We start from the raw sequence: 21,722 nt of genomic DNA, 5'->3' as shown, positions 1-21,722 counted from the left end.
AGGTCAGGGGTGGGGGTGGGGGCAGGGGCAGGGGTGGGGGCAGGGGTGGGGGTGGGGGTGGAGCAGCGGGTGGGGCGGGTCAGCCGGCGTCGCGGACGAAGTGGACCAGCAGGGAGAGCCGGTCCTGCCCGGTCCCCTCCACGATCGGCGGCACGCCGTGCCAGGAGCGGTCGGAGCGACGCATCACCACGGACGTCCCCAGGCGCGGCAGCACCTTGCGGGCGCAGTCGTCGAGGTCGGGTCCGCGCAGCACCCGGAACTCGCCCTGCCACTCCTCCCGCCAGGGCTCGTTGAAGTAGAAGAGCTGGGTGACGACCTTGTCGGGGCGGTCGGTGTGCGGCTCGATCCAGCAGCCCTGGGTGTAGCGGTCGAGCCTGGCCTCCAGCGCGCACCCGTCCAGGTCTACGCCGGTGAGCGCGCCGAGGGCGGCGCGGTAGGGGTCGCCGAGGATCTCCGTGATCAGCTGCTGCCAGGTCTCGGAGAGGCTGGCCAGGCTCTCCGGCACCGGCTTGCCGTCCTTGACGACATAGCGGTTGTACATCAGGTAGCGCTTGCCGCCGGCCTCGGCGTACTGGCGCTCGTTGCGCACGAAGCCGGCCGCGGCGAACTCCTCGCGCAGGCCACGGGCCAGCGCGTCGCTGCCGAAGGAGTGCTCGACGACGGCGTGCGGATACGGGTCGGTGTGCAGCTCGGCCGCCTCGAGAGCGGCGAGGTCGAGCACGGTCATGGTCATCGTCCCTTCCGGGGTGCGCCGGGCGCGTCGAGGGGATCGGCCCCGCACCGGTAGGCCCGGCGCATCGCCCCTCGCCACGCCGAGCGGCGCAGTCCGTTCAGTTCCAGGTAGCGGCGGAGGTCGTGGTGCTCCCGTTCGACGTCGGTCAGCAGCCGGCGCATGGTGCGCGCCGGTGACACGGTCCTGGCCGCCAGGTCCGCCGGCGGGTAGGCCGCCACCGGCGCGGGCCGCGGGTCCCGCGGCCCGAGGGCCCGGTAGGCGCGGCCGGTGAGCGCGTAGTCGGCCGCGACGTCCGCCAGGGCGACCCGCAGGGTGCGCAGCACCAGCGCGCAGACCAGGCCGGTCCGGTCCTTGCCGAAACTGCAGCAGACGTACACCGGTGCGGCGGCGGGCTCGGCGAGCAGGTCGAGCACCTCGGCGGCCACCGGCGCCGCCTGCGGCAGCAGCCGGCGGTAGTGCGCGAGGTAGGCGCCCGGCTGGGGACGGGCGACGCCCCGGATGCCGGTCAGGTCCGCGTGCAGCGGGCGGCGCAGGACGCGGGCGTCCAGCAGCGCCAAGGCGTCCGGGTCGCCGCCCTCGGCGGGGCGGCGCAGGTCCACCACGGTGCGCACGCCCAGCCCGCTGAGCGCCGCGACCGTCCCGGTGTCCGGCGCCGGGCCGCGCAGCAGCAGCCGCCGGCCCAGCCGCAGGCCGCCGGGCCCGGGCAGCCCGCCGGTGTCCCGGACGTTGGGCAGCCCCGGGACCCGGATCACCCGGGTCCCGCGGACCGGCGCCGCCGGGCCGTCGGCCCGCGGCGTGCGGCTCACCCCTGCTCCCGTCGCCACTCGGCCAGCAGCGCGGTGACCCGGTGCACGGTCTCCTCGTCGCTGACCGCGATGCGCAGCGCGGCCGGCAGTCCGGGCAGTTCCGAGAGGTCGCGGGTGACGTAGCCGTGCTTGTGCAGGAAGGCGAAGGCGCTCGCGGCCAGGGCCGGCTCCGGGACGTCGAAGGTGACGAAGTTGCCGCCGCTGGGGCGGGCCCGCCAGCCGGGCAGGGCCTGCTCGACGAGCGTCCCGAAGACGTCGCGCAACCGGCGCACCTCGGCCTGGACCTCGGTGAACAGCTCGGGCGCGCCCAGCGCGGCGCGCAGCAGCGCCAGCGAGACCCCGGAGACCGGCGCCTCCGGGTCGAGGTCGAACAGCCGGTCGGCCTGGTCGGGGTGCAGGGCGAGAGCGGCGACCCGGGCCCCGGACAGGCCGTGGCTCTTGGAGAAGCTGTTGACCCGCGCCACGTGCGGCAGGCCGACCAGGCCGCGCACCAGCTCCTCGCCGCCCTCGGTGAAGGCCAGGTAGGCGGTGTCCAGGACCAGCAGGCTGCCGTGCTCCCCCACGCCGTCGGCCAGCGCCCGGAGTTCCGCGGCCTCGTGGAGCTGGCCGGTGTAGCTGTGCGGCAGGGTGACCACGACGAAGGCGGGCGGCCCCTGGCGCAGCCGGTCCAGCAGGTCGGCGGGGCGGAACAGGCCCGTGGCGGGGTCGGGGCCCACCGGGTCCAGGGTCCGGTCGGCGATCCGGGCGAACTTCGTCCAACCGCCGAAGTTGGGCGTGTGGATGACGATCCGGCGGGCCTCGGGGAAGGCCCGCAGCAGCATGCCGAGGCCGGGGTCGGAGCCCGGGGTGAGCACCAGGGTGTCGGTGCTGACCTGGAGGTGGTCGGCGACCAGCGCGTAGGTGTCGTCGTAGACCGGGTAGGTGAGGATCTCGACCGGGTCGATCCGGCCCAGGGTCGCGGCGTGGAAGGCGGCGGCGCGCGGGTGCAGCAGGCCGCAGCTCTTCAGGTTGACCTCGCCGGGCCGGCGGACCCGGGTGCTGCGGAACAGGCCGCCGCCGGGCCGGGCGAACGGGGCGTCCGGCTGGTGCTCCGCCCGGGCGGTGTCGCGGTTCATGAGGGCTCCGATGTGCTCGGCCGCGGCGCGGTGTCGACGCGGGGGCTGGACGGCTCGTGCTGCGGGATCCGGCGGAAGACGGTGGTCTGGTCGGGCTGGTGGCCGAAGACCAGGCCGTAGGCGTCGTGCAGTTCCCCGGGCGTCAGGTCGTGCGAGCCCGGGACGAACAACTGCCGGTTGTAGCCAGCCATCTGGCTCTCCGTCAGATCGGGCCGCATCTTCTCGGTGGGGCAGTAGACGGTGGGGCGGGCCCGTCCGCCGAGGCTGTGCACGGTGGCGATGGTCTGCTGGGCGCCGGCCACCGAGGTGCCCGGCAGGCCGGCGATGACGAAGCAGTTCAGCTCCACGCCGGCCGCCGCGCACCAGCCGGAGAGCTCGTCCAGGTCGGTCTCGTCCTGGTGCTTGGCCCGTGGCAGGGCGCCGCGGCCGGCGGGTTCCAGGGTCTCCAGGCCGACACTGACCCGCACGCAGCCGGACCGGCCCATCTGCCGGACCAGTTCGGCGTCCAGGTGGTGCATGGTGGTGGCGCACTTCCACGGGTAGCGGGAGCCCTGGGCGATCAGGCGCTCGCAGAGTTCCATGACCCACGGGCGGTCCAGCGTGAAGGTGGGCGCGTAGAACGCCACGTACTCGAAGGGGGATTCGGCGAAGGAGTCCTCGATGTACCGCAGGACCCGGTCGACCGACAGGCGCCGTTCGCGCTTGCCGAAGATCGGGTGGACCTCGCAGTAGGAGCAGCCGATCGGGCAGCCGCGGGCGGCCGGCACGACGAGTTCGCGGCGCTTGGGGATGCCGCAGAACTTGTTGGCGTCGTTCCCGTAGGTCTCGTCGTAGCGGTCGTACGGGATCTCGTCGGGGCCGGGCAGCACCCACTCCTCGGGTTCGAGGAAGAGGCCGGGCCGGTCGGTCTCGATCCAGCGCCCGGCCAGGCGCCGGTGCACGCCGGGCAGCGAACCGGCCCGGCCACCGTCGCCATTGCCGTCGCCAGTGCCGTCACGGTCGCCTTCACGGTCGCCTTCGCCGTCGCCGTCGAGGAAGGCGGTGACCGCCGCGTGGACGCCGGGCTCGAAGTCGCCGCGGTGGACGATGGCGTCCAGGTCGTACTGCTGGAAGAACCCGGGGTTCATCCCGCTGAGCCGCCCGAAGGTGACGGTGCGCGAGCCGGGGCTGAGCTCCTTGGCGTAGGTCAGGAAGCGGCGCAGCCCGTCGATGCCGTCGAGGTCGTTCATCACGGCGATCACGTCGTACTGCCGCTGGTACAGGTCGTCGCCGATGTCCTTCCAGGTCAGCCGCTGCACGGTGGCGTCGCAGACGCGCACCTCGGCGTCCGGCAGCTTGGCGCGGAGGTGTCCGGCGACCTGGTAGAGCGCCAGGTGGTGGCCGGCGTTGAAGTAACTGAGCACCTGGGGCGGCCAGATGACCAGGACGCGCGGGGGGCCGGGGGTACGCGTGACGTGCTGCTCGGTTCCCTGTTCGTCGGGCATGGCTGTCCTTGTCACGAGTGGGGCTGGTGGTCGGTCTCGATCCGCGCGCCCAGGCGTCGCAGGTCGCCCACGAGGTCCTGGTAGCCGCGGGCGAGGTGGTGGACCCCGGTCAGCCGGGTCTGGCCGGCCGGGCGCAGCGCGGCCAGCAGCAGTGCGGCAGCGCCGCGCAGGTCGACGGCCCGCAGCGGGTCGGCGGGCCGCACGGGCGGGTGTCCACCGGTGATCCGCGCCTCGCTGCCCCGCAGGTCGATGCGGGTGCCGAGGCGGTTGAACTCCGGCAGGTGGGCGAACCTGCCCTGCCAGACGGTCTCCCGGATCCGGGAGACGCCCGGCGCGAGGGTGGCCAGCAGCATCAGGAAGGGCTGGCTGTCGCTGTAGATGCCGTGGGAGGCCACCGTGACGTCCACCGGGCGGGTGGGCGGGTCGGGGTGGAGGACGACCGCGTCCGCGCCGTCCGCCTCCCAGCGCAGACCGAGGCGGCGGCCGACCTTGATCTCCGGTGCCAGTCCGGCCGCCAGCGAGGCGCTGGTCAGACCGGTCAACCGGATCTCGCCGCCGGTGACGACAGCGGCCGTGGCCCAGGTGACGACCTCGATCAGGTCGCTGACCAGGGTGTGTTCGACGGGCCTGGCGTCACCGCGGTCGGGGCGCCCCTCGATCACCAGCTCGGTCGCGCTCGGCCGGGTGATCGACCAGCCCATGGCCTGCAGCACCTGGACCAGCTCGGTGACATCGGGCTTGGGGTAGGGGTGGCGCAACCGGGTGGTCCCGTGCGCCGCGGCGGCCGCCAGGATCGCCGTCTTGGTGGCCCCCGAGTAGAGCGGGCCGCTGAGCAGCACCGGGTCCGCCATGAAGTCCCGCAGGTCGATCTCGCAGCCCACCAGCTTGTCGGCGCGGACCGTCAACGCGCCGTCCTCGGCCAGCTGGACGCGGGCGCCGAACCGGGCCAGGACGTCGGCGTACTGCTGGACCGGGCGGCTGCCGGACGGGCTGTCGCCGATCCGGCAGCCGCCGGAGGCGGGCAGGTGCACCCGGCCGAAGCGGGCCAGCAGCCCGGGCAGCAGATAGGCCGCGCCGTGGATGCGGCGGACCAGTTCGGGGTCGAGCGGCAGGTCGCGCAGCCCGGCCAGGTCCAGCGTGAAGCTGCCGTCCTGGTAGTCGGCCCGGCCGCCGGCGCGCCGCAGCAGCTCGCCCAGGACCCGGGTCTCCTCGATCTCCGGGCAGTTGGCGACGGTCAGCGGGGCACGGCCCACCACGGCCGCCGCCACCACGGTGACCAGGGCGTGCTTGAAGCCGGCGACCCGCACCTCGCCGTGCAGCCGGTCGCCGCCCTCGATCAACAGGTCGGCGCCGGCCGCGAGTTCGGCGGCGGTCCCCGCCAGGTCCCGCGTCCCGGTACTCACACCGGCTCCGGCAGGGCGTGGAAGAACTGGGTGATCGCGGTGGTCGCGTAGGCGCCGCTGGGCAGGAAGAACGACAGCGTGCAGCGCCAGGCCTCGGCGCCCGCCGCCAGCTCGTCCGGTCCGACCTCGCCGACCCGCAGCTGGGTCTGCACCACGGGCGGGCGGGCCGACTCGGACTCCACCATCGCGCCGTCCCGCCACCGGTAGCTGCGGCAGCGCAGTGCCGCACCCCGGCGCAGCACCTCCAGCGCGGCGCCCGGGCGCCGGACGAAGACGTACGGGATGCCGTCGCGCACCTCCTCGACCAGGTCACCGGCGGCGCTCCCCGCGACCAGCGCGCGCACCTGGGCGTTCCACTCGTCGGAGGCGTGCGAGGAGAGGTAGAAGGCGATCCGGCGCTGGTCCAGGCCCGCGAAGAACGCCTCGGGCTCGCCCTCGAAGTCCGCGCAGAGCCGGCCCTCCGGGGAGCCGGAGTCCCGCAGCAGCTCCAGCGCCCGCGGGTAGTCCCCCGCCAGCAGGGCCCGCCCGAGCAGATGGGTCTGCTTGGGGCCGTCCGGTACGCCGAACCGCTGGGTGTCGTAGTAGTTGACGAAGTGGAAGGTCTGCCGGCCGCGGCAGGCGCCGAGCCGCTCGGCCTGCTCCCGGGTCAGCCCGCGGGCCACCACCCGGAAGCTGTTGCCGTCGAGCTCGCCGGGGTGCAACGGGTGCTCCCCGTGGCCGTGGTGGCGCAGCCGCATCACCGAGGACCCCGGGGCGGACCCGTGGCCGTGGGCCGTGTTGAAGGCCTCGATCCGGTCGGCCGGCACCTGGCCCGCGACGGTGAGGAACTGGTCGGTGACCCCGTCCTCGTCCTTCAGCCCGGCGTATCCGATGTCCGCCCGCGCTATCCCGCAGACCTCGGCGACCGCGTCGACGGCCTCGAATGTCGTGCGGCCGGACTTGTGGAGCCGCAGGTAGTGATACGTGTCCGGGCCCGGGTCCGACACCGCGACGGCCATCGACTCGGACACCCGAAAATCGGAGATAATGCTCTTGAGAATTGGCATCCAGTCATCCTCACCGCAGCTTGGCCTGAAACTTTCGATATCGTGCCCGCAGCAGGCCGACCGATCGGCCTTTCCGACCGCCGCCGAACGGCGGCGCAGTGAATCTAGAACGCTCTGGAGAAAAGCAGAACGGCATTTCTCCGATCCTGCCCCCGATGTTGGCGAAAAGTGCCTGAAAGGGCAGTTATCCGGAAGATCGGGATGTCAGGAGGTCAGGGCGGGAACCGCGAGTTCCCGCAGGGCACGGCGCAGCCGGCTCGCGAAGAGCACGTGACCCCGTGGTCCCAGGTGCAGCGGGGCACTCCCCGGGGGTTCGAGCATCAGGTGTTCGTCGGCCGGACCGAACAGCTGGAGTCCGTCGACGTAGTGCAGGTCGCGGTCGCCGTGCCGGCGCAGGGCCGCCACCGCGCGCCGGGTGAACTCGCGGTATTCCGGCAGGGTCAGCCCGGCGGCTCCCGGAGCGTCCTCCCAGCGCGGGGAGTGGATGGCGGAGGTCACCACCAGCGGCGTGCCCGGGTGCCCTTCGCGGACGATCTGCAGGAAGCCGATCAGGGCGTCGGAGAAGCTGCGCGCGTTGTGCGTCCCGTACTTGCAGACGTTGATCCCGATGCAGCAGGTCAGCAGGTCGGCCGGGGTGTCGCGGATCAGCCGCGCGAACGCCGGCTGCAGGTGGCAGACGCCGCCCAGGCCGACCGAGGTCAGATCCAGGCCCGCGGACCGGGCGAGCAGGGCGTGCCACGCCCGGCCCGGCGAGGTGGCGCCGCGCCCGTTGGAGATCGAGCTGCCGTAGTGGACCCACCGGGGCGACACCTGGTCGTCGGCGGTCACCTCGGCGTCCGGCGCCACCTCGAGCTCGCGCAGTTCGAAGCGGTTGTAGCAGGGCAGCCACAACTCAACCCGTTTCGAGCCGGCCGGCAGTCCGGCGACCCGGAAGGAGCTCTCGGCGCCGTCGGTCGCCAGCTCGACGGTGGCGACCAGCCGACCGTCGCAGCAGACGTCGACCCGCGCGACCTCCTTGGGCTCACCCATGTCGGGCGGCGGGTGGGAGCGGTAGCGGCAGCTCAGCCAGCTGCTGTCGGTCCGCAGGGTGAGCCGGACCCCGGCGGTGAAGGCGCCCCGCTCGGTCCCGCGTTCGGGCAGGTAGAGGTCGCGCTCCCGGTGCGGGATGCGCCAGGGGGCCACCCAGTCGTCGTACCGCTCCAGCGAGACCGCGCCCCGGAACCGCAGCAGCGCGGAGGCCGCGGGGATCCGCCCGGCGGCCCGGGGGGCCGGGCCGGGGCCGGACCCCTCAGGCATGGACCCCTCAGGCATGGACCTTGACCCGCTTGAGGTGCCGGTCGTTCCCGCCGGGCGCCACCGGCGTACGGCCGTGCAGCGCACGGCGGTTGTCCAGCAGCAGCAGGTCGCTCGCGCCCAGCAGGACGCGGGTGGCCAGCCCGGGCTCGGTCAGCACCGCCTCGAAGGCCGCCAGCGCCGCGCGGTGGCGCGCGTCCAGGGCGTCAGGGCGCAGCCGCAGACCGGCCCGCACCCGGGTCGGCCGCCACAGCACGGTGGCCCCCGTGCCCTCCCCGCTCAGCACCGGGCGCAGGTGCACGGCCGGCGGACCAGCGCTCGGGTCCTTGGGCTCGGGCTCGGCGAACGGGAAGCACGGGTCCTGGAGCGCCTCGAGGTCGGCGCCGCGTTCGCGCAGCGCGTCCACCACGTCGGCGGCCCGGATCAGCTCGGTCAGCCCGTCCTGGCGCCCGCTGGGCCGGATGCAGAGCAGACCGATGAAGGCGTGCGGCCGCTCGATGAAGACCGAGTCGTTGTGCGGCGGATCGGCCTTCTGGTAGTCCGCTCCGGCGGCCGCGACCAGGTCGTGGACCAGCCGGCCCGGGGCCGGGCCGTTGTACGTCGCGTTCACCTCGCCGAGCGCGGCGGCGAAGACCACCAGGGCGCTGGAGCCGTGCGGGAACCCCGCGACGAGCACGGCGCCGCTGCGGTGCACGGTCTCGGTGACCTCCCCCAGCAGGTCCCGCAGGCCCGCGACGTTCCGGCCGGCGTCCTCGAGCGCGCGCCGCTGTACCTCGGGCCGCGCCAGCTGGTCCACGGACCAGCGGGCGGCGCTCTCGTCGAGCGCCGTGCGGATGCCGCCGGGCATCCCGATGCGAGTGGGCCAGGTCATGCCACTGCTCCTCTCCGAGCGGATGCGATGTCCGGGTCTCAGTAGCCGGTGTCCGGGTTTTCAGTGGCCGGCGTCCGGGCCTCGGTAGCCGGTGTCCGGGCCTCAGTAGCCGGCGTCCGGGTCGACCCGGTTCACCGGCTCACGGCCGCGCAGGTATCTGCGCAGGTTGTCGACGAAGATCTCGGCGTGGGCCGCCCGGGACCCCGGCCACGCGTACGACAGGTGCGGGGTCAGGCGGACCTTGGGATGGGCGTAGAGCCAGTGGCCGGCCGGCGGCGGCTCCGGATCCGGCACGTCGATGGACGCCCGGGCCACCACGCCGGTGTCGAGCGCTTCGCGCAGCGCGTCGTGGTCGATCAGGCCGCCGCGCGCCACGTTGACCAGGTGCACACCCGGCGTCATCAGTTCGAACGCCTTCGCGTCGATGACACCGCGGGTGGCCGAGGTGAGCGGCGCGGTGAGCACCACGTGCTCGGCCTGTGCCAGCAGCTCGGGCAGTGAGTCGACCAGCTCGACCCCCGGCACGGCCGGCCCGCCAGCCCGGCGGCGCAGCCCGCGGACCCTGACCCCGAAGGGGACGGCTCGCTGGGCGAGCGCCGTCCCGATGTGCCCGAGTCCGAGGACCGCGAGCCGGCGCCCGGACAGGGTGCCCAGCGGCTTGCGCTCGTACCAGTTCGCCGGCGCGTCGCGCAGCCAGGTCTCGGGGAGCTGCTTCTCGAAGGCCAGCAGCGTCGCCATGGTCCACTCCGCGATGGGCACCGCCCCGGCGCCCGCCGAGTTGGTGACCAGCCGGCCGCCGGCGCAGAGCCGCCGCAGGTCGAGCTCCTCGACCCCCGCACCGTAGAGATGAACCCATCGCACACCACCCTGCTCCACCGTCCGGTAGAGATTGGGCATCCCGCCGCGCCACGCCCCGGTGAAGAGGACAGGTGCGGACAGGCCCGGCGGCAACGGGCCGTCCGGCGGAATATCGATAATCTCCACCGCGGCGGCCAGATCGGGTGGCAGCGACAGACCATCCGCAACACCGCGGTGCCGCAGCACCTGAACCACGGTCATAACCGGCCGCCTGTTCGTCGTCCCTGATGCATCACTGCACTCTAAGCCTGGCCGGGTATTCCGGAAAGGAAAATTCCGGACCGTCCGACTGTTCGGCCGGGTGCGGACCCGACCAGCTGGGACGTTGCCCTTCGGGGCAGGAAGAACTGTCCTGAGGGGAACATTCAGTTTAAATCGGAGCAGCCGGTACACGGGACAGAAATACACTTTTCCGTAGTACCGGAATGCGCGGGACGGCTTACCATGGTGCCGCTGGATCGCACGCCGACCGAGGTGCCTTCCATCTCCCTTTCGCGATTCCTCACCACCACTCCCAGCGGAGGCCGCAGGATGACAGCTACCGTCGACGATTCCGCAGGCGTTCAGCAGGTCTCACCGTTCGTCGCCTCGCTCCGGGCCCGGCCCAGGCCTGAACTCCCCACCAAACCAGTCACCCTGACGGTGGAGCAGGACCGCCGGTGGCGCCAGGAGCGGCTGGTGGGCGCGCTGCGCATCTTCGCCCGGCTGGGCTTCGAGGAGCAGCTCGCCGGCCACCTCAGCGTGCGCGACCCCGAACTCCCGGACCACTTCTGGCTGAACCCGCTCGGGCGCGCCTTCAGCCGGCTGCGGGTCTCCGACCTCGTCCTGGTCGGCCCGCAGGGCCTCGCGGTCCACGGCGAGGGACGGGTCAGCACCGCCGCCTTCACCATCCACTCGCACATCTTCGCGGCGCGCCCCGACGTGATGGCCACCGCGCACACCCACTCGGTGTACGGCAAGGCACTCTCGGCGCTGTCCCAGCCGCTGCTGCCGATCACCCAGGACTCCTGCATGTTCTTCGAGGACAACGTGGTGATCCCGTTCGAGGGCCTGGTGCGCGGCGAGGAGGAGGGCAAGCGGATCGTCGACCACCTGGGGAGCAACCGGGTGGCCGTGCTCGCCAACCACGGCCTGCTGACCACCGGGCGCAGCGTGGACGAGGCGGCGGCGCTGTTCGTCATCGCCGAACGGGCCGCGCAGGCCCAGCTGCTGGCCGCGGCGGCGGGCGAGTTGACGCTCATTCCGCCGGAGGTGGCGCGGGCCAACCACGACCAGGCCCGCGGGGACGGCTCGACGCTCTTCCTCAACCTGTGGGAGCAGATCGTGCACGAGGAGCCCGATCTGCTGCTCTGAGCGGCGCTGCGGCCGGTGCCTCGGCCCCGCCCAGGCGCGCGGGGCCGGGCCCGGCCGTCGGGCGCGCGCGTCTGGGCGGGCGGGCTTTCCCGACGGCCGGGCCGGCCGGGGCGTGCTCAGTCGCTCCAGATCTTGATCCGCTTGACGTGGCGCTCCCCCGCGGCCGGCAGAACCTCCGTCCGGCCGTGCAGCACCCGCTGGTTGTCGGTCAGCAGCAGGTCACCCCGGTCCAGCGCCACCACCGTGGAGAACCCGGGCTCGGCCAGCACCGCCTCCAGGGTCCGCAGCGCGGCGCGGTGCTCGGCGTCGACCGCTGCGGGCCGCAGCTGCATGCCCTCCCTGACATGCCGGCCGTGGAAGGTCACGGTGACGTCGTCGCCCTCGACCCGCAGCACCGGCGACCGGCGGACGGCGGTGTCGGGGTCGGCCCGGCCGCCGCGGAGCTTGGCAAACGGGAAGCAGGGGTCCTGGAGCAGCCTCAGGTGGTGCGGGTCGCGCTCGGCCACCGCCTCGGCCAGCCGGTCGGCCCGTGCCAGGGTGGTCAGCCCGTCGCCGCCAGGGCTGGGCCGCACGCAGGCCAGCCCCATGTGGGGATGCGGGCGGGCCTCGAAGACCGAGTCGGTGTGCAGCGGCAGGGCCTCGGGGTCGTACGGGGAGTCGGGTCCGGTGACCAGGTCGTAGACCAGTCGCCCCGGCGGCGAGCCGTTGCCCACCGGGGTGACCTCGCCGAGGGCACCGGCGAGCATGATCAGCACGCTGTCGTCCAGCGGCGTGCCCTGGGCGATGACCGCACCGGTGCGGTGCACGGCGGTGGTCAGCCGGTCGACCACCTCGCGCAGGCGCGGCATCCGCTCGCAGGCGGTGTCCAGCGCGGTCAGCTGAGCGCGGCGGTCCGCCAGGGCCGCTACGGTCCAGGACGCGGCGGCGGCACGCAGTCCGTCGCTCTCGGCGGCGGAGAAACTGAGGCGGGTGGGCCAGCTCATAGGCCTATCCAATCGACAAGGGTCTGAGGAGCTCACGGCTGTGCACAGGATTCTCATCGGCGGTATCTCGGGGTCGGGCAAGTCGACACTGGCCGCCCGGCTGTCCGCGCGGCTGACTATTCCGTACCATGAACTCGACGCCCTTCACCATGGTCCGGAGTGGACCAAAATGGAATCCTTCGAATCCGATGTCGAGGCATTCGCGAACGAGCCGGAGTGGCTCACCGAGGACCAGTACCACCCGTTTCTGGGGGAGCTCCTCTGGGAATGCGCCGACACCGTCATCTGGCTGGACCTGCCGCGTCGCACGGTCATGTTCCGGGTGATCCGCAGGTCACTGGTCCGGGTCGTCGGCCGGCAGGCCCTGTGGAACGGAAACCGGGAGACCTGGCGGAAACTGCTCTTCGATCCGACCCATCCGATCCGGTGGGCCTGGACCCAGCACGGCGTCCGGCGCCGCGCGACGGCCGAGCGGATCGAACGCCACCCAAAGGTGCGGGTGGTGCGGTTGACCACCGTCCGGCAGGTGGACCAGTGGCTCCGGTCACTGCCGACCGGCCGGCCCGACGCCACCTCGGTCTGAGCGGGCTCATCCGGCGCCCCGATCTCTCGGACTTCCCGACTTTCCCAGGCATCCCGACAGCGACATCCCGACAATGGCATCCCGACAATGGCATCCCGATATTGAGCCGGGGCCGGCAAGCCTGCTGGCATCGTGGGCTCTCGGCTTGGGCGATGGCTAGGCTTGGACCGACCCCGGCTCCGCTCATTTCATAGGACTGCTATCGGGTCTGTCAACGGCCCCGCGAGTCCCTATTCGCCAACCGCCAGGATTGCCCCTTCGGGCACGACTCGACCGATCAGGGGAAAAATTCCGTGCCGCTTTACCGGAATTCTGTACAGTGCAATCCCTGAGTTCCGGGGACCGGGCCGGGCGCGGGGCGGACGGCCCGGTCGGGGTCCGACGCATGCCCGCCCCGAAGCGCCGGCTCCGGCCGGCAGCGGGCATCACACGGGAGGTCTGCGATGACGACGGCACCGGTCAGCAGCACCGACGCGGACTGGTGGCGGCGCCTGCTCGGATACGTCTGGCGTCACCGGCGCGACGTGCTGGTGGGGTTCGGGGCCTCGCTGGGCGGCATGGCCGTGAGCGCGCTCGTCCCGCTGATCACCAAGGTCGTCATCGACGACGCGGTCGGCTCGCACCGCAGGCCGCTCGCACCGTGGGCGGCCCTGCTGCTGGCCGCCGCCGCGGCCGTCTACGGGCTCGCCTATCTGCGCCGCTACCACGGCACCCGGATCGCCCACGACGTCCAGCACGAACTGCGCATGGATGTGTTCCGGGCGCTGACCCGGCTGGACGGAGAGCAGCAGGACGCCCTGGACACCGGCCAGTTGATCGGCCGGACCACCAGCGACCTGCAACTGATCCAGGCACTGCTCTACCTGCTGCCCACGGTCCTCGGCAACGCGCTGCTCTTCGTGCTCTCGCTGGCCGTGATGCTGGTGCTGTCCCCGGCGCTGACCCTGATCGCGCTGCTGGTCTCCCCCGTGCTCTGGCTGATCGCCCGCCGCAGTCGCGCCCAGCTCTACCCCGCGACCCGGCACGCGCAGGAACAGGCGGCCAAGGTCGTCGGAGTCGTCGAGGGCGCCGTCTCCGGCGCCCAGGTCACCCGGGGATTCGGCCAGGAGCGGCAGGAGGCGGCCAGGCTCGCCCTGGCCGGCCGCCGGCTGTACGCCGCCCGGCTGCGAACCATCCGCCTGGACGCCCACTACAGCTCCGCCCTGCAGGCCGTGCCGGTGCTGGGCCAGGTCGGCATGCTCGCACTCGGCGGCTGGATGGCGGTCGAGGGGCACATCACCCTCGGCACCTTCGTGGCCTTCTCCAGCTATCTGGCCCAACTCGCCGGTCCGGTCTCCTCGTTCGCCGCCACCCTGACCACCGTGCAACAGGCGCGGGCCGGCGCCGTCCGGGTGCTGGAGCTGATCGACCGCCAACCGGGACTGGCCGAGGGCCGGCAGCAGCTCCCCGAGGACGCGCCCGCCGCCGTCGAGTTCGACGGCGTGGACTTCGGCTACGACCCGCGGCGGCCGGTGCTGCGCGGCATCGACCTGCGGATCGAGCCGGGCGAGACGGTCGCCGTGCTGGGCGCCGCCGGCAGCGGCAAGTCCACCCTGGCCCTGCTGCTGCCGCGCTTCTACGACGTCACCGCCGGCGCGGTGCGGATCGGCGGCCGGGACGTCCGCGACCTGACCCTGGACTCGCTGCGCGCGGCGATCGGCCTGGTACCCGAGGACAGTTTCCTGTTCAGCGGCACGATCCGGGCCAACATCGCCTTCGGGCGGCCCACCGCGACGGACGCCCAGGTCATCGCCGCGGCCCGGGCCGCCCGGGCGCACACCTTCGTCACCGACCTGCCGGACGGCTACGACACGGTCGTCGGCTCCCGGGGCCTGACGCTCTCGGGCGGCCAGCGGCAGCGCCTGGCGCTCGCCCGTGCGCTCCTCACCGAGCCCCGGCTGCTGGTCCTGGACGACGCCACGTCGGCCGTGGACGCCCTGGTCGAGTCCGACATCCATGAGGCCCTGCGCAAGATCCTCGCGGGCCGGACGACCCTGCTGATCGCCCGCCGCCGGTCCACCCTCGCCCTGGCCGACCGGGTCGCGGTGCTGGAGGCCGGCCGGCTGGTGGACGTCGGCACCCAGGACGAGCTCCAGGAACGGTGCCCGCTCTACCGGCAGCTGTTGGCCGGACCCGGGGCGGCGGACGTGGCAGCCGTTCCGGGGGAAGCGGGCACCACGACGGTGGCTCACTCCCGGACTTCCGCCGAGGACTTGACGGCGCCAGCTTCCGAGCCGGCGCCATCGGACCTCACCGCGTCGGACCTCACCGCGTCGGACCTCACCGCGTTGGATGCGTCGAACGTCCCCGCCGAGGCCGCCGCTCTCGGTCCCCGCGAGCTGCTCCGCGGGTTCCGCGGCCCGCTGCTGGCGATCCTGCTGCTGATGGCGCTGGACACCGCCGCCGGACTGCTGCTCCCGATGCTGATCCGGCACGGTGTCGACGCCGGGGTCCGCCGGCACGCGCTGTCCGCGCTCTGGGTCGCGTCGCTGGTGGGCCTCGGCACCGTCGCGGTCCAGTGGTCCGCCCAGCGCGGGGCCACCAGAGTCACCGGCCGGACCGGCGAACGCCTGCTCTACGCACTGCGGGCGAGGATCTTCGCGCACGTGCACCGGCTCGGCCTGGATGCCATCGAACGCGACGTGGACGGCCGGATCATGACGACTCTGGCCACCGACGTGGAAGCGCTCTCCTCCTTCCTCCGGACCGGTCTGGTCACGGCCCTGCTCAGCCTGCTCACCGCCGGCGGGATCCTGGTCGTCCTGCTGGCGATCGACCTCAAGCTGGCGCTGCTGGTCTTCGCCACCCTCCCGCTGGCCGCCGCCGCGACCTGGGTCTTCCGCCGGGCCTCGGTGCGCACCTACCGGCTGGCCCGCCGTCAGGTCGGGGTCGTCAACGCCGACCTGCGTGAGCACTCCGCCGGTCTGCGGCTCGTCCAGGCCTTCCGGGCGGAGGGCAGCGGCCGGCAGCGGTTCGCCGAGCGCAGCGACGCCTACCGGAGCTCGCGGGTGCGCGGCCAGCACCTGTTCGCGCTCTACTTCCCGTTCGTGGAGTTCCTGGGCAGCCTGGCCGTCGCGCTGGTGCTGGTCGTCGGCGCGCACCGGGTCGACGCGGGCACGCTCACCGTGGGCGGGCTGGTGGCCTACCTGCTCTACATCGATCTGCTGCTCGCACCGGTCAGCCAGCTCTCGCAGGTCTTCGACGGCTACCAGCAGGCGACAGTCGCGCTGGGCCGGATCCAGGACCTGCTGCACACCCCCACCGGCACACCGCTGCCGCCCACGCCGCGAGCGGTCACCGCGCTGCGCGGCGAGATCGCCTTCGACGCCGTCCACTTCCGCTACCCATCGGACGAGGCCGACGCGCTGACCGCCATCGAGCTGCGGATTCCCGCCGGGCAGACGGTCGTCTTCGTCGGCGAGACGGGGGCGGGGAAGTCCACCCTGGTCAAGCTGGTCGCGCGGTTCTACGACCCGACCGCCGGAGCGGTCCTGATCGACGGCCACGACCTGCGCGACCTCGACCTGGAGGGCTACCGCCACCGCCTCGGCGTCGTCCCCCAGGAGCCCTACCTGTTCGCCGGTACGGTGCGCGACGCCATCGGCTACGGACGGCCGGACGCTACCGACACCCAGATCGAGGCGGCGGCCCGGGCCGTGGGCGCGCACGAGGTGATCGTCGGGCTGGACGGCGGCTACCACCACCCCGTCGCCGAACGCGGCCGCAACCTCTCCGGCGGCCAGCGGCAGCTGATCGCCCTGGCCCGCGCCCAACTGGTCGATCCCGACATCCTGTTGCTGGACGAGGCCACCGCGGCACTCGACCTGGCCACCGAGTCCCTGGTCCACCGCGCCACCGACCGCCTCGCCCAGCGCCGCACCACCCTGATCGTGGCCCACCGGCTCACCACCGCCGCCCGAGCCGACCGCGTGATCGTCCTCGACCGGGGCCGGATCGTCGAGGACGGCACCCACGCCGAACTCCTGGCCGCCGACGGACACTACGCGGCGCTGTGGCAGGCCTTCACCGGCGTGACACCACCCGCCCCCGCCGGTCCGGGGGCCGCGAGCCGCCACGCGGTGGCGGTGTCGGTGTCGGTGTCGGTGTCCGTGTCCGTGTCCGAGGCGCGCTGAACGCGATCGGGGAGCGGCAGTCGTCCAGGCCGAGGCCGCGCATCAAGGAGGCTTCCTCGACATCGCGATGGTCGTGGGCACCGCCACCGGATCGCCGACCTGGAATGCGACATTGAGCGGGCCCAGGCGTGCGACCTCGCCCAGCGCCTCGGGCCACCGGCCCGGGAGTTGGTCGCGCTCGCGGCGCTCCGAAGGCCTTCACAGTGATCACGCTGCCAGGCGCTGCCTCCGCTCCCCTGTGTGAGCCACTACGTCCGACCGCCCATCAGATCTCTGAACAGCACGGATGCTTTATCAGCACCCGCAGAGCCGTCGCCAGAGGCCCTCGCGCCGACAGATCGACCTCAACTCTCCAGCATCGGCCGCCGTTACGGTTCCGATCCTTCCTCGGGGCACCCCCGGCTCGCGATCGCGAGCAAGCGAAGCGAGGGGGTATTCGGCGTGCGCCGGTGCGGAGTTGACCGGAATTCGATCAGGTGCGCCTGGAGGATCTCCGCGGACTTCCGGGAGGCACCTGCGGCCCCCGTGCCGATGTGCCGTTCTCCTCAACGGCCCACTCCGCAATGCGGGTTGCCCCACCCCAAGGCCGTCCGGGAGGAGCCAAGCGCAGACGGGAACCACCCCCGCGAGCGCGGGGCTGACACAGACAGCTGGGAGGACACGCAACGGCTCGAAGGACCATCCCCGCGAGCGCGGGGCTGACACTTCGTGAGCTGCGACTTTACCGCGTTGCCAGCCGCGTTTCATTCAGTTCGACGCAGTCGCTCTCCCCCACGTCGGCCTTGGTGGGCGCGGCGTCACGCTCTCGGGTGTGTGGTGCGACCTCGCATCGTCAGTTGACTCCCGGCGGCGCCTTGCGGTGCGCAGGTGAGCGCGTTCGGATATCGTCGAAGTGCCTTTCTGTCAGGCAGCATCCGTTTCGGTCTTCTCGCATCCGGGTTGCCGCCGGTGTCGCCTACCGTGGTCGGCAGTTCACACCGGCATCAACTTCGTCCAGGAAAGCCTCGCCGGGCATCAGACCCAGTCCTCCGCTTCGTCCGCTGCCGCTGCTGCTGCCGCCGGGGTGCCGGTGAAGGACTCGCCGGTCATGCCGGCGGTCAGGGTGGTGCCGTCGGCCGGGTCGATCAGCAGGAAGGAGCCGGTGCGGCGGTTGTCGACGTAGGGGTCGAGAGCGAGCGGCTCGGCCGTGCGGAGCAGCAGGTGGCCGATCTCGTTGACGTTCAACTCGGTTGCCTCGGGGCGTTGTTCGAGGGTGTCGATGTCGATGCGGTAGGTGATCTCCTTGACCAGTGCGCGCACGGTGCGGGTGGTGTGCTTGAGCAGCACCTTGTCGCCGCCCCGCAGCGGGCGTTCGTGGAGGTGGCAGACGGTGGCCTCGACGTCCTTGGTGGGGACGGGAGTGGGGCCGGCGGTGATCAGGTCGCCGCGGGAGATGTCGATGTCCTCGGCGAGGCGCACGGTGATCGACTGGGGTGCCCAGGCGGTGTCGCTCTGGGTGCCGAGGACGTCGATGCCGGCGACGGTGGTGGTGTGTCCGGCGGGCAGCACCGTGACCGCATCGCCGGTGCGCAGTACGCCGGACGCCAACTGGCCCGCGTAGCCGCGGTAGTCGGGGTGTGTGGTGCTCTGCGGGCGGATGACGTACTGCACGGGGAAGCGGGCGGGCTGCTGGCTGGGGTCGGTGTGGACCGGGACGGTCTCGAGGTGTTCGAGGAGGGTGGGGCCGCCGTACCAGTCCATGTGGGCGGAGGGTTCGACGACGTTGTCGCCGGCCAGTGCGGAGATCGGCACGGCGACGATGTCGCCCACCCCGAGGGAGGCGGCGTAGGCGGTGAACTCGGCGGCGATGGCGGCGAAGACGGGCTCGGCGTAGTCGACGAGGTCCATCTTGTTGACGGCCAGGACGAGGTGTGGGACGCGTAGCAGGGCGGCGACGGCGGCGTGTCGGCGGGTCTGCTCGACGACGCCGTTGCGGGCGTCGACGAGGACGACGGCGAGTTCGGCGGTGGAGGCGCCGGTGACCATGTTGCGGGTGTACTGCACGTGGCCGGGGGTGTCGGCGAGGATGAAGCGGCGCCGGGTGGTGGCGAAGTAGCGGTAGGCGACGTCGATGGTGATGCCCTGCTCGCGTTCGGCGCGCAGGCCGTCGGTGAGCAGTGCCAGGTCGGGGGTGTGCTGGCCGCGTTTGCGGGAGGCGTGTTCGACGGCTTCCAGTTGGTCGGCCAGCACCGATTTGGAGTCGTGCAGGAGGCGGCCGACGAGGGTGGATTTGCCGTCGTCCACGGAGCCGGCGGTGGCGAAGCGCAGCAGGGAGGTGGCGGTGGCGGCGTGGGTGGTGGTGGTCATGGTTAGAAGTACCCCTCGCGCTTGCGGTCTTCCATGGCGGCTTCGGAGAGTTTGTCGTCGGCGCGGGTGGCGCCGCGTTCGGTCAGGCGGGAGGCGGCGATCTCGGCGATGACCTGTTCGATGGTGGCGGCGTGGGAGTCGACGGCGCCGGTGCAGGACATGTCGCCCACCGTGCGGTAGCGGATCAGGCGGCGCTGGACCTGCTCGCCGTCCTTGGGGCCGCCCCAGGCGCCGGCGGTCAGCCACATGCCGTCGCGGGCGAAGACGTCGCGCTGGTGGGCGTAGTAGATCTGCGGCAGGTCGATGGACTCGCGGGCGATGTACTGCCAGACGTCCAGCTCGGTCCAGTTGGACAGCGGGAAGACGCGGACGTGTTCGCCCACCGCGTGGCGGCCGTTGTAGAGGGACCAGAGTTCGGGGCGCTGGCGGCGCGGGTCCCAGGCGCCGAACTCGTCGCGCAGGGAGAAGACGCGTTCCTTGGCGCGGGCCTTCTCCTCGTCGCGGCGCCCGCCGCCGAAGACGGCGTCGAACCTGCCGCTCTCGATGGCGTCCAGCAGCGGGACGGTCTGCAGGGGGTTGCGGGTGCCGTCGGGGCGCTCGCGCAGCCGGCCGTCGTCGATGAAGTCCTGCACCAGGGCGACGTGCAGGCGCAGGTTGTGCCGGGCCACCACGCGGTCGCGGTAGGCGATCACCTCGGGGAAGTTGTGGCCGGTGTCGACGTGCAGCAGCGAGAACGGGACCGGCGCCGGGGCGAAGGCCTTCAGTGCCAGGTGCAGCATGACGATCGAGTCCTTGCCGCCGGAGAAGAGGATCACCGGCCGCTCGAACTCGCCCGCCACCTCGCGCAGGATGTGCACCGACTCCGCCTCCAGGGCGTCCAGGTGCGACAGGGCGAAAGGCCCGCCCGAGTCGTCGGGGTCCTGCGCCTGCGTCGGGATGTCGGTCGCGGTACTCACGCGAGGCCCCTCTCGGTCAGGAAGGCGTGCAGCTCGGCGGCGGACTCGGCCACCGTCCGGCCCTGGGTCTGAAGGCGCAGCTCCGGGAACTGGGGTGCCTCGTAGGGGTCGTCCACGCCGGTGAGGCCGGAGAGCTCGCCGGCGGCCTGCTTGGCGTACAGGCCCTTGACGTCGCGTTCGGAGCAGAGCTCCACGGGGGTGGCGACGTGGACCTCCAGGAAGCCGGTGCCCGCGGCCTGGTGGCGTTCGCGCACCGCTGCGCGCGAGTGGGCGTAGGGGGCGATCACCGGGGCGAGCACCTTGACGCCGTGGGAGGCCAGCTTCTCGGCGACGAAGCCGATCCTGGTCACGTTGGTGTGGCGGTCCTCGCGGGTGAAGCCCAGGCCCTTGGAGAGGAACTCGCGGACCTCGTCGCCGTCGAGCACCTCGACCCGGTGGCCCTCGGCCCGCAACCGCTCGGCCAACGCGAAGGCCAGCGTGGTCTTACCGGCACTGGGCAACCCGGTCAGCCACACCGTGGCGCCGCGCTCGCAGGCAGCGGCCACCGGGGCCGCCCCCGCGGCTTCCCCGACTGCCGGGATGTCGACTGTGATCACGATCAACTCCAAAGGGGAAAAGCTTCCTTGGGGTCCATGGGCGAGCCGGCTGCGCACAGTGGCCGGCATGGTGGAGACGCCACCGGCCGACCTTGGCCGTTCACCGGGTCCGGGCGACCGGCTCCGGCCTGGATCCGTCCACGCTGAGACCACCAACAGCACCCTGTCGGGCCCTTCAGCGCCACCCGGGGCGCGCGTGCACGACAGGGGACGCAATCAGGTGCGGCGAGCCGCTTCGACCGGCTCCCCCGCTACGTCTTCGGCCGTGCATGAGGAATCCCCGCCCGCAGATCTGGCGCATGCGCTCCATCCGATTCGAGCTGTCCCAAGCCGTGACGACCGCGATCGTCCGCACGCACCGACTCCTGAAGCTGCGCTTGCCCTGGTCCGGTTCGCGAGGGTTCGGACGCCAGGAATCAGACTCGTGGTGGGGGCGGCCAAGCGGGGCTACGACGCCGAGTCGAGGTGAACCACCGCCGCCTGACTGCCAGTTCACCCTTGCGAGTGGACCGGTGGCGACCAGCTCTCCTCGTATGCCAGGAGGGCACGCTACCTGATCGCACGATCGGGGCCAAGGGGGTGGACGCGCGGCAGGAGCGGCCTCCGGAGGATCTGCCGACCGGCTGCCGGCCGGGCCGGATCCCGAAGGATTTACTTCGGCAATGTGTTGACATGCACGCGCAACATTGGCTTAACCTGACGGTCCTTACTGCTCAGTAGTCTTCAGGTTGGACCGGATCGCGGGATGGCGCAATAGCGCCCCCGAGGAGCGAAGTGCGCGTCGCGCCCTTCCGCCCCAGCTCATGCCCAGCTCATGCCCAGCTCATGCCCCAGCTGCGTCACGATGCATACCGGAGAGTCCATGAGACCCTGCTGTTCGCCGACCGACCCCGTCATCGGGATCACCCCGTTCCACCTACCGGACGCCGGGCTCCGGGAACGCGCCCCAGCCGGCTTCGGTGTCCAAGTGGGCCCGGGTACCGAATGGTTGCGGATGAGCTCCGCTCTGCGGACGGCACCGGTCCACCGGTCGTCGTACTGACGGTTGGCACCCCCGGCCACGAGATCGTCGACACGATCCGAGAGGCCCGCGTTCCTCTCCAACCCTGCTACCGAAGGAACAC

General features: G+C 72.4%; 16 protein-coding genes. 3 read left to right on the top strand and 13 right to left on the bottom strand.

Annotated features, from left to right (window positions below):
• Window positions 1-79: 79 nt before the first annotated feature.
• The 9 genes from OG403_RS34150 to OG403_RS34110 form a co-directional block, all read right to left on the bottom strand.
• Window positions 80-727 carry a 2OG-Fe(II) oxygenase gene (locus OG403_RS34150; protein ID WP_329571325.1) on the bottom strand — a complete coding sequence of 216 codons (648 nt, stop codon included), beginning with the start codon at window positions 725-727 and terminating at the stop codon, window positions 80-82.
• 2 nt (window positions 728-729) lie between these two features.
• A complete protein-coding gene (locus OG403_RS34145) occupies window positions 730-1,539 on the bottom strand; it encodes a tyrosine-protein phosphatase (protein WP_329571323.1) in 810 nt (269 codons plus the stop codon).
• Window positions 1,536-2,654: a pyridoxal phosphate-dependent aminotransferase gene (locus OG403_RS34140; RefSeq protein WP_329571321.1), complete on the bottom strand. Its 1,119-nt coding sequence runs from the start codon at window positions 2,652-2,654 to the stop codon at window positions 1,536-1,538. The genes OG403_RS34145 and OG403_RS34140 overlap by 4 nt, the downstream gene beginning before the upstream one ends.
• Entirely contained in the window at window positions 2,651-4,138 is a 1,488-nt protein-coding gene (locus tag OG403_RS34135; RefSeq protein ID WP_329571319.1) for a B12-binding domain-containing radical SAM protein, read from the bottom strand. Before OG403_RS34135 ends, OG403_RS34140 begins: the two co-directional genes overlap by 4 nt.
• An 11-nt stretch (window positions 4,139-4,149) precedes the next feature.
• Window positions 4,150-5,541 (bottom strand): hypothetical protein, encoded by a 1,392-nt coding sequence (locus OG403_RS34130; protein ID WP_329571317.1) that lies wholly within the window; start codon window positions 5,539-5,541, stop codon window positions 4,150-4,152.
• On the bottom strand, window positions 5,538-6,587 hold the full coding sequence (truD, locus tag OG403_RS34125; protein ID WP_329571314.1) for a tRNA pseudouridine(13) synthase TruD: 1,050 nt from the start codon (window positions 6,585-6,587) through the stop codon (window positions 5,538-5,540). Before truD ends, OG403_RS34130 begins: the two co-directional genes overlap by 4 nt.
• Before the next feature lie 204 nt (window positions 6,588-6,791).
• On the bottom strand, window positions 6,792-7,883 hold the full coding sequence (locus OG403_RS34120) for a GDSL-type esterase/lipase family protein (RefSeq protein WP_329571312.1): 1,092 nt from the start codon (window positions 7,881-7,883) through the stop codon (window positions 6,792-6,794).
• A gap of 7 nt (window positions 7,884-7,890) precedes the next feature.
• Window positions 7,891-8,751, bottom strand: a complete 861-nt coding sequence (locus tag OG403_RS34115; protein WP_329571310.1) for a TauD/TfdA family dioxygenase — start codon at window positions 8,749-8,751, stop codon at window positions 7,891-7,893.
• 102 nt (window positions 8,752-8,853) lie between these two features.
• On the bottom strand, window positions 8,854-9,810 hold the full coding sequence (locus OG403_RS34110) for an NAD(P)-dependent oxidoreductase (protein ID WP_329571309.1): 957 nt from the start codon (window positions 9,808-9,810) through the stop codon (window positions 8,854-8,856).
• A gap of 330 nt (window positions 9,811-10,140) precedes the next feature.
• Here OG403_RS34110 and OG403_RS34105 point away from each other — a divergent pair, with 330 nt between their 5' ends.
• Entirely contained in the window at window positions 10,141-10,962 is an 822-nt protein-coding gene (locus OG403_RS34105) for a class II aldolase/adducin family protein (RefSeq protein ID WP_329571307.1), read from the top strand.
• 116 nt (window positions 10,963-11,078) lie between these two features.
• Here the strand turns inward: OG403_RS34105 and OG403_RS34100 are convergent, their stop codons facing one another.
• A complete protein-coding gene (locus OG403_RS34100; protein WP_329571305.1) occupies window positions 11,079-11,945 on the bottom strand; it encodes a TauD/TfdA family dioxygenase in 867 nt (288 codons plus the stop codon).
• Between OG403_RS34100 and OG403_RS34095 the strand changes: the two genes are divergently transcribed.
• Together OG403_RS34095 and OG403_RS34090 are read left to right on the top strand one after the other, a co-directional pair.
• Complete coding sequence (locus OG403_RS34095) at window positions 11,932-12,528, top strand: adenylate kinase (protein WP_329571303.1); 597 nt, start codon at window positions 11,932-11,934, stop codon at window positions 12,526-12,528. The two genes, OG403_RS34100 and OG403_RS34095, sit on opposite strands and share 14 nt — an antisense overlap.
• Window positions 12,529-12,971: 443 nt before the next feature.
• The gene (locus OG403_RS34090; protein WP_329571302.1) at window positions 12,972-16,700 is read left to right on the top strand and encodes an ABC transporter ATP-binding protein; all 3,729 of its coding nucleotides are present in this window, start codon (window positions 12,972-12,974) and stop codon (window positions 16,698-16,700) included.
• A 1,014-nt stretch (window positions 16,701-17,714) separates the two neighbouring features.
• Here OG403_RS34090 and OG403_RS34085 read toward each other — a convergent pair.
• The 3 genes from OG403_RS34085 to cysC are packed head-to-tail and all read right to left on the bottom strand — an operon-like array spanning window position 17,715 to window position 20,547.
• The gene (locus OG403_RS34085) at window positions 17,715-19,046 is read right to left on the bottom strand and encodes a sulfate adenylyltransferase subunit 1 (RefSeq protein WP_329571300.1); all 1,332 of its coding nucleotides are present in this window, start codon (window positions 19,044-19,046) and stop codon (window positions 17,715-17,717) included.
• Between the two features lie 2 nt (window positions 19,047-19,048).
• Window positions 19,049-20,002, bottom strand: coding sequence for a sulfate adenylyltransferase subunit CysD (cysD, locus tag OG403_RS34080; protein WP_329563160.1), 954 nt, complete (start codon window positions 20,000-20,002; stop codon window positions 19,049-19,051).
• Window positions 19,999-20,547: an adenylyl-sulfate kinase gene (gene cysC / locus OG403_RS34075; RefSeq protein ID WP_329572208.1), complete on the bottom strand. Its 549-nt coding sequence runs from the start codon at window positions 20,545-20,547 to the stop codon at window positions 19,999-20,001. Before cysC ends, cysD begins: the two co-directional genes overlap by 4 nt.
• Window positions 20,548-21,722: the final 1,175 nt, after the last annotated feature.

The organism is Kitasatospora sp. NBC_01266, assembly GCF_036242395.1.
In the GTDB taxonomy this organism is placed as follows: Bacteria; Actinomycetota; Actinomycetes; order Streptomycetales; family Streptomycetaceae; genus Kitasatospora.
Note: the sequence above shows the minus strand (reverse complement) of the source record. Positions and strands in the feature narration are given on the sequence as shown.

Excerpts from the sequence above, each read along its gene's own strand:
- OG403_RS34120 (WP_329571312.1), bottom strand. The coding sequence starts at position 7,883 with ATGCCTGAGGGGTCCGGCCCCGGCCCGGCCCCCCGGGCCGCCGGGCGG.
- OG403_RS34150 (WP_329571325.1), bottom strand. The coding sequence starts at position 727 with ATGACCGTGCTCGACCTCGCCGCTCTCGAGGCGGCCGAGCTGCACACC.
- OG403_RS34140 (WP_329571321.1), bottom strand. The coding sequence starts at position 2,654 with ATGAACCGCGACACCGCCCGGGCGGAGCACCAGCCGGACGCCCCGTTC.
- OG403_RS34100 (WP_329571305.1), bottom strand. The coding sequence starts at position 11,945 with ATGAGCTGGCCCACCCGCCTCAGTTTCTCCGCCGCCGAGAGCGACGGA.
- OG403_RS34110 (WP_329571309.1), bottom strand. The coding sequence starts at position 9,810 with ATGACCGTGGTTCAGGTGCTGCGGCACCGCGGTGTTGCGGATGGTCTG.
- OG403_RS34085 (WP_329571300.1), bottom strand. The coding sequence starts at position 19,046 with ATGACCACCACCACCCACGCCGCCACCGCCACCTCCCTGCTGCGCTTC.
- OG403_RS34090 (WP_329571302.1), top strand. The coding sequence starts at position 12,972 with ATGACGACGGCACCGGTCAGCAGCACCGACGCGGACTGGTGGCGGCGC.
- truD (WP_329571314.1), bottom strand. The coding sequence starts at position 6,587 with ATGCCAATTCTCAAGAGCATTATCTCCGATTTTCGGGTGTCCGAGTCG.
- OG403_RS34135 (WP_329571319.1), bottom strand. The coding sequence starts at position 4,138 with ATGCCCGACGAACAGGGAACCGAGCAGCACGTCACGCGTACCCCCGGC.
- OG403_RS34115 (WP_329571310.1), bottom strand. The coding sequence starts at position 8,751 with ATGACCTGGCCCACTCGCATCGGGATGCCCGGCGGCATCCGCACGGCG.
- OG403_RS34105 (WP_329571307.1), top strand. The coding sequence starts at position 10,141 with ATGACAGCTACCGTCGACGATTCCGCAGGCGTTCAGCAGGTCTCACCG.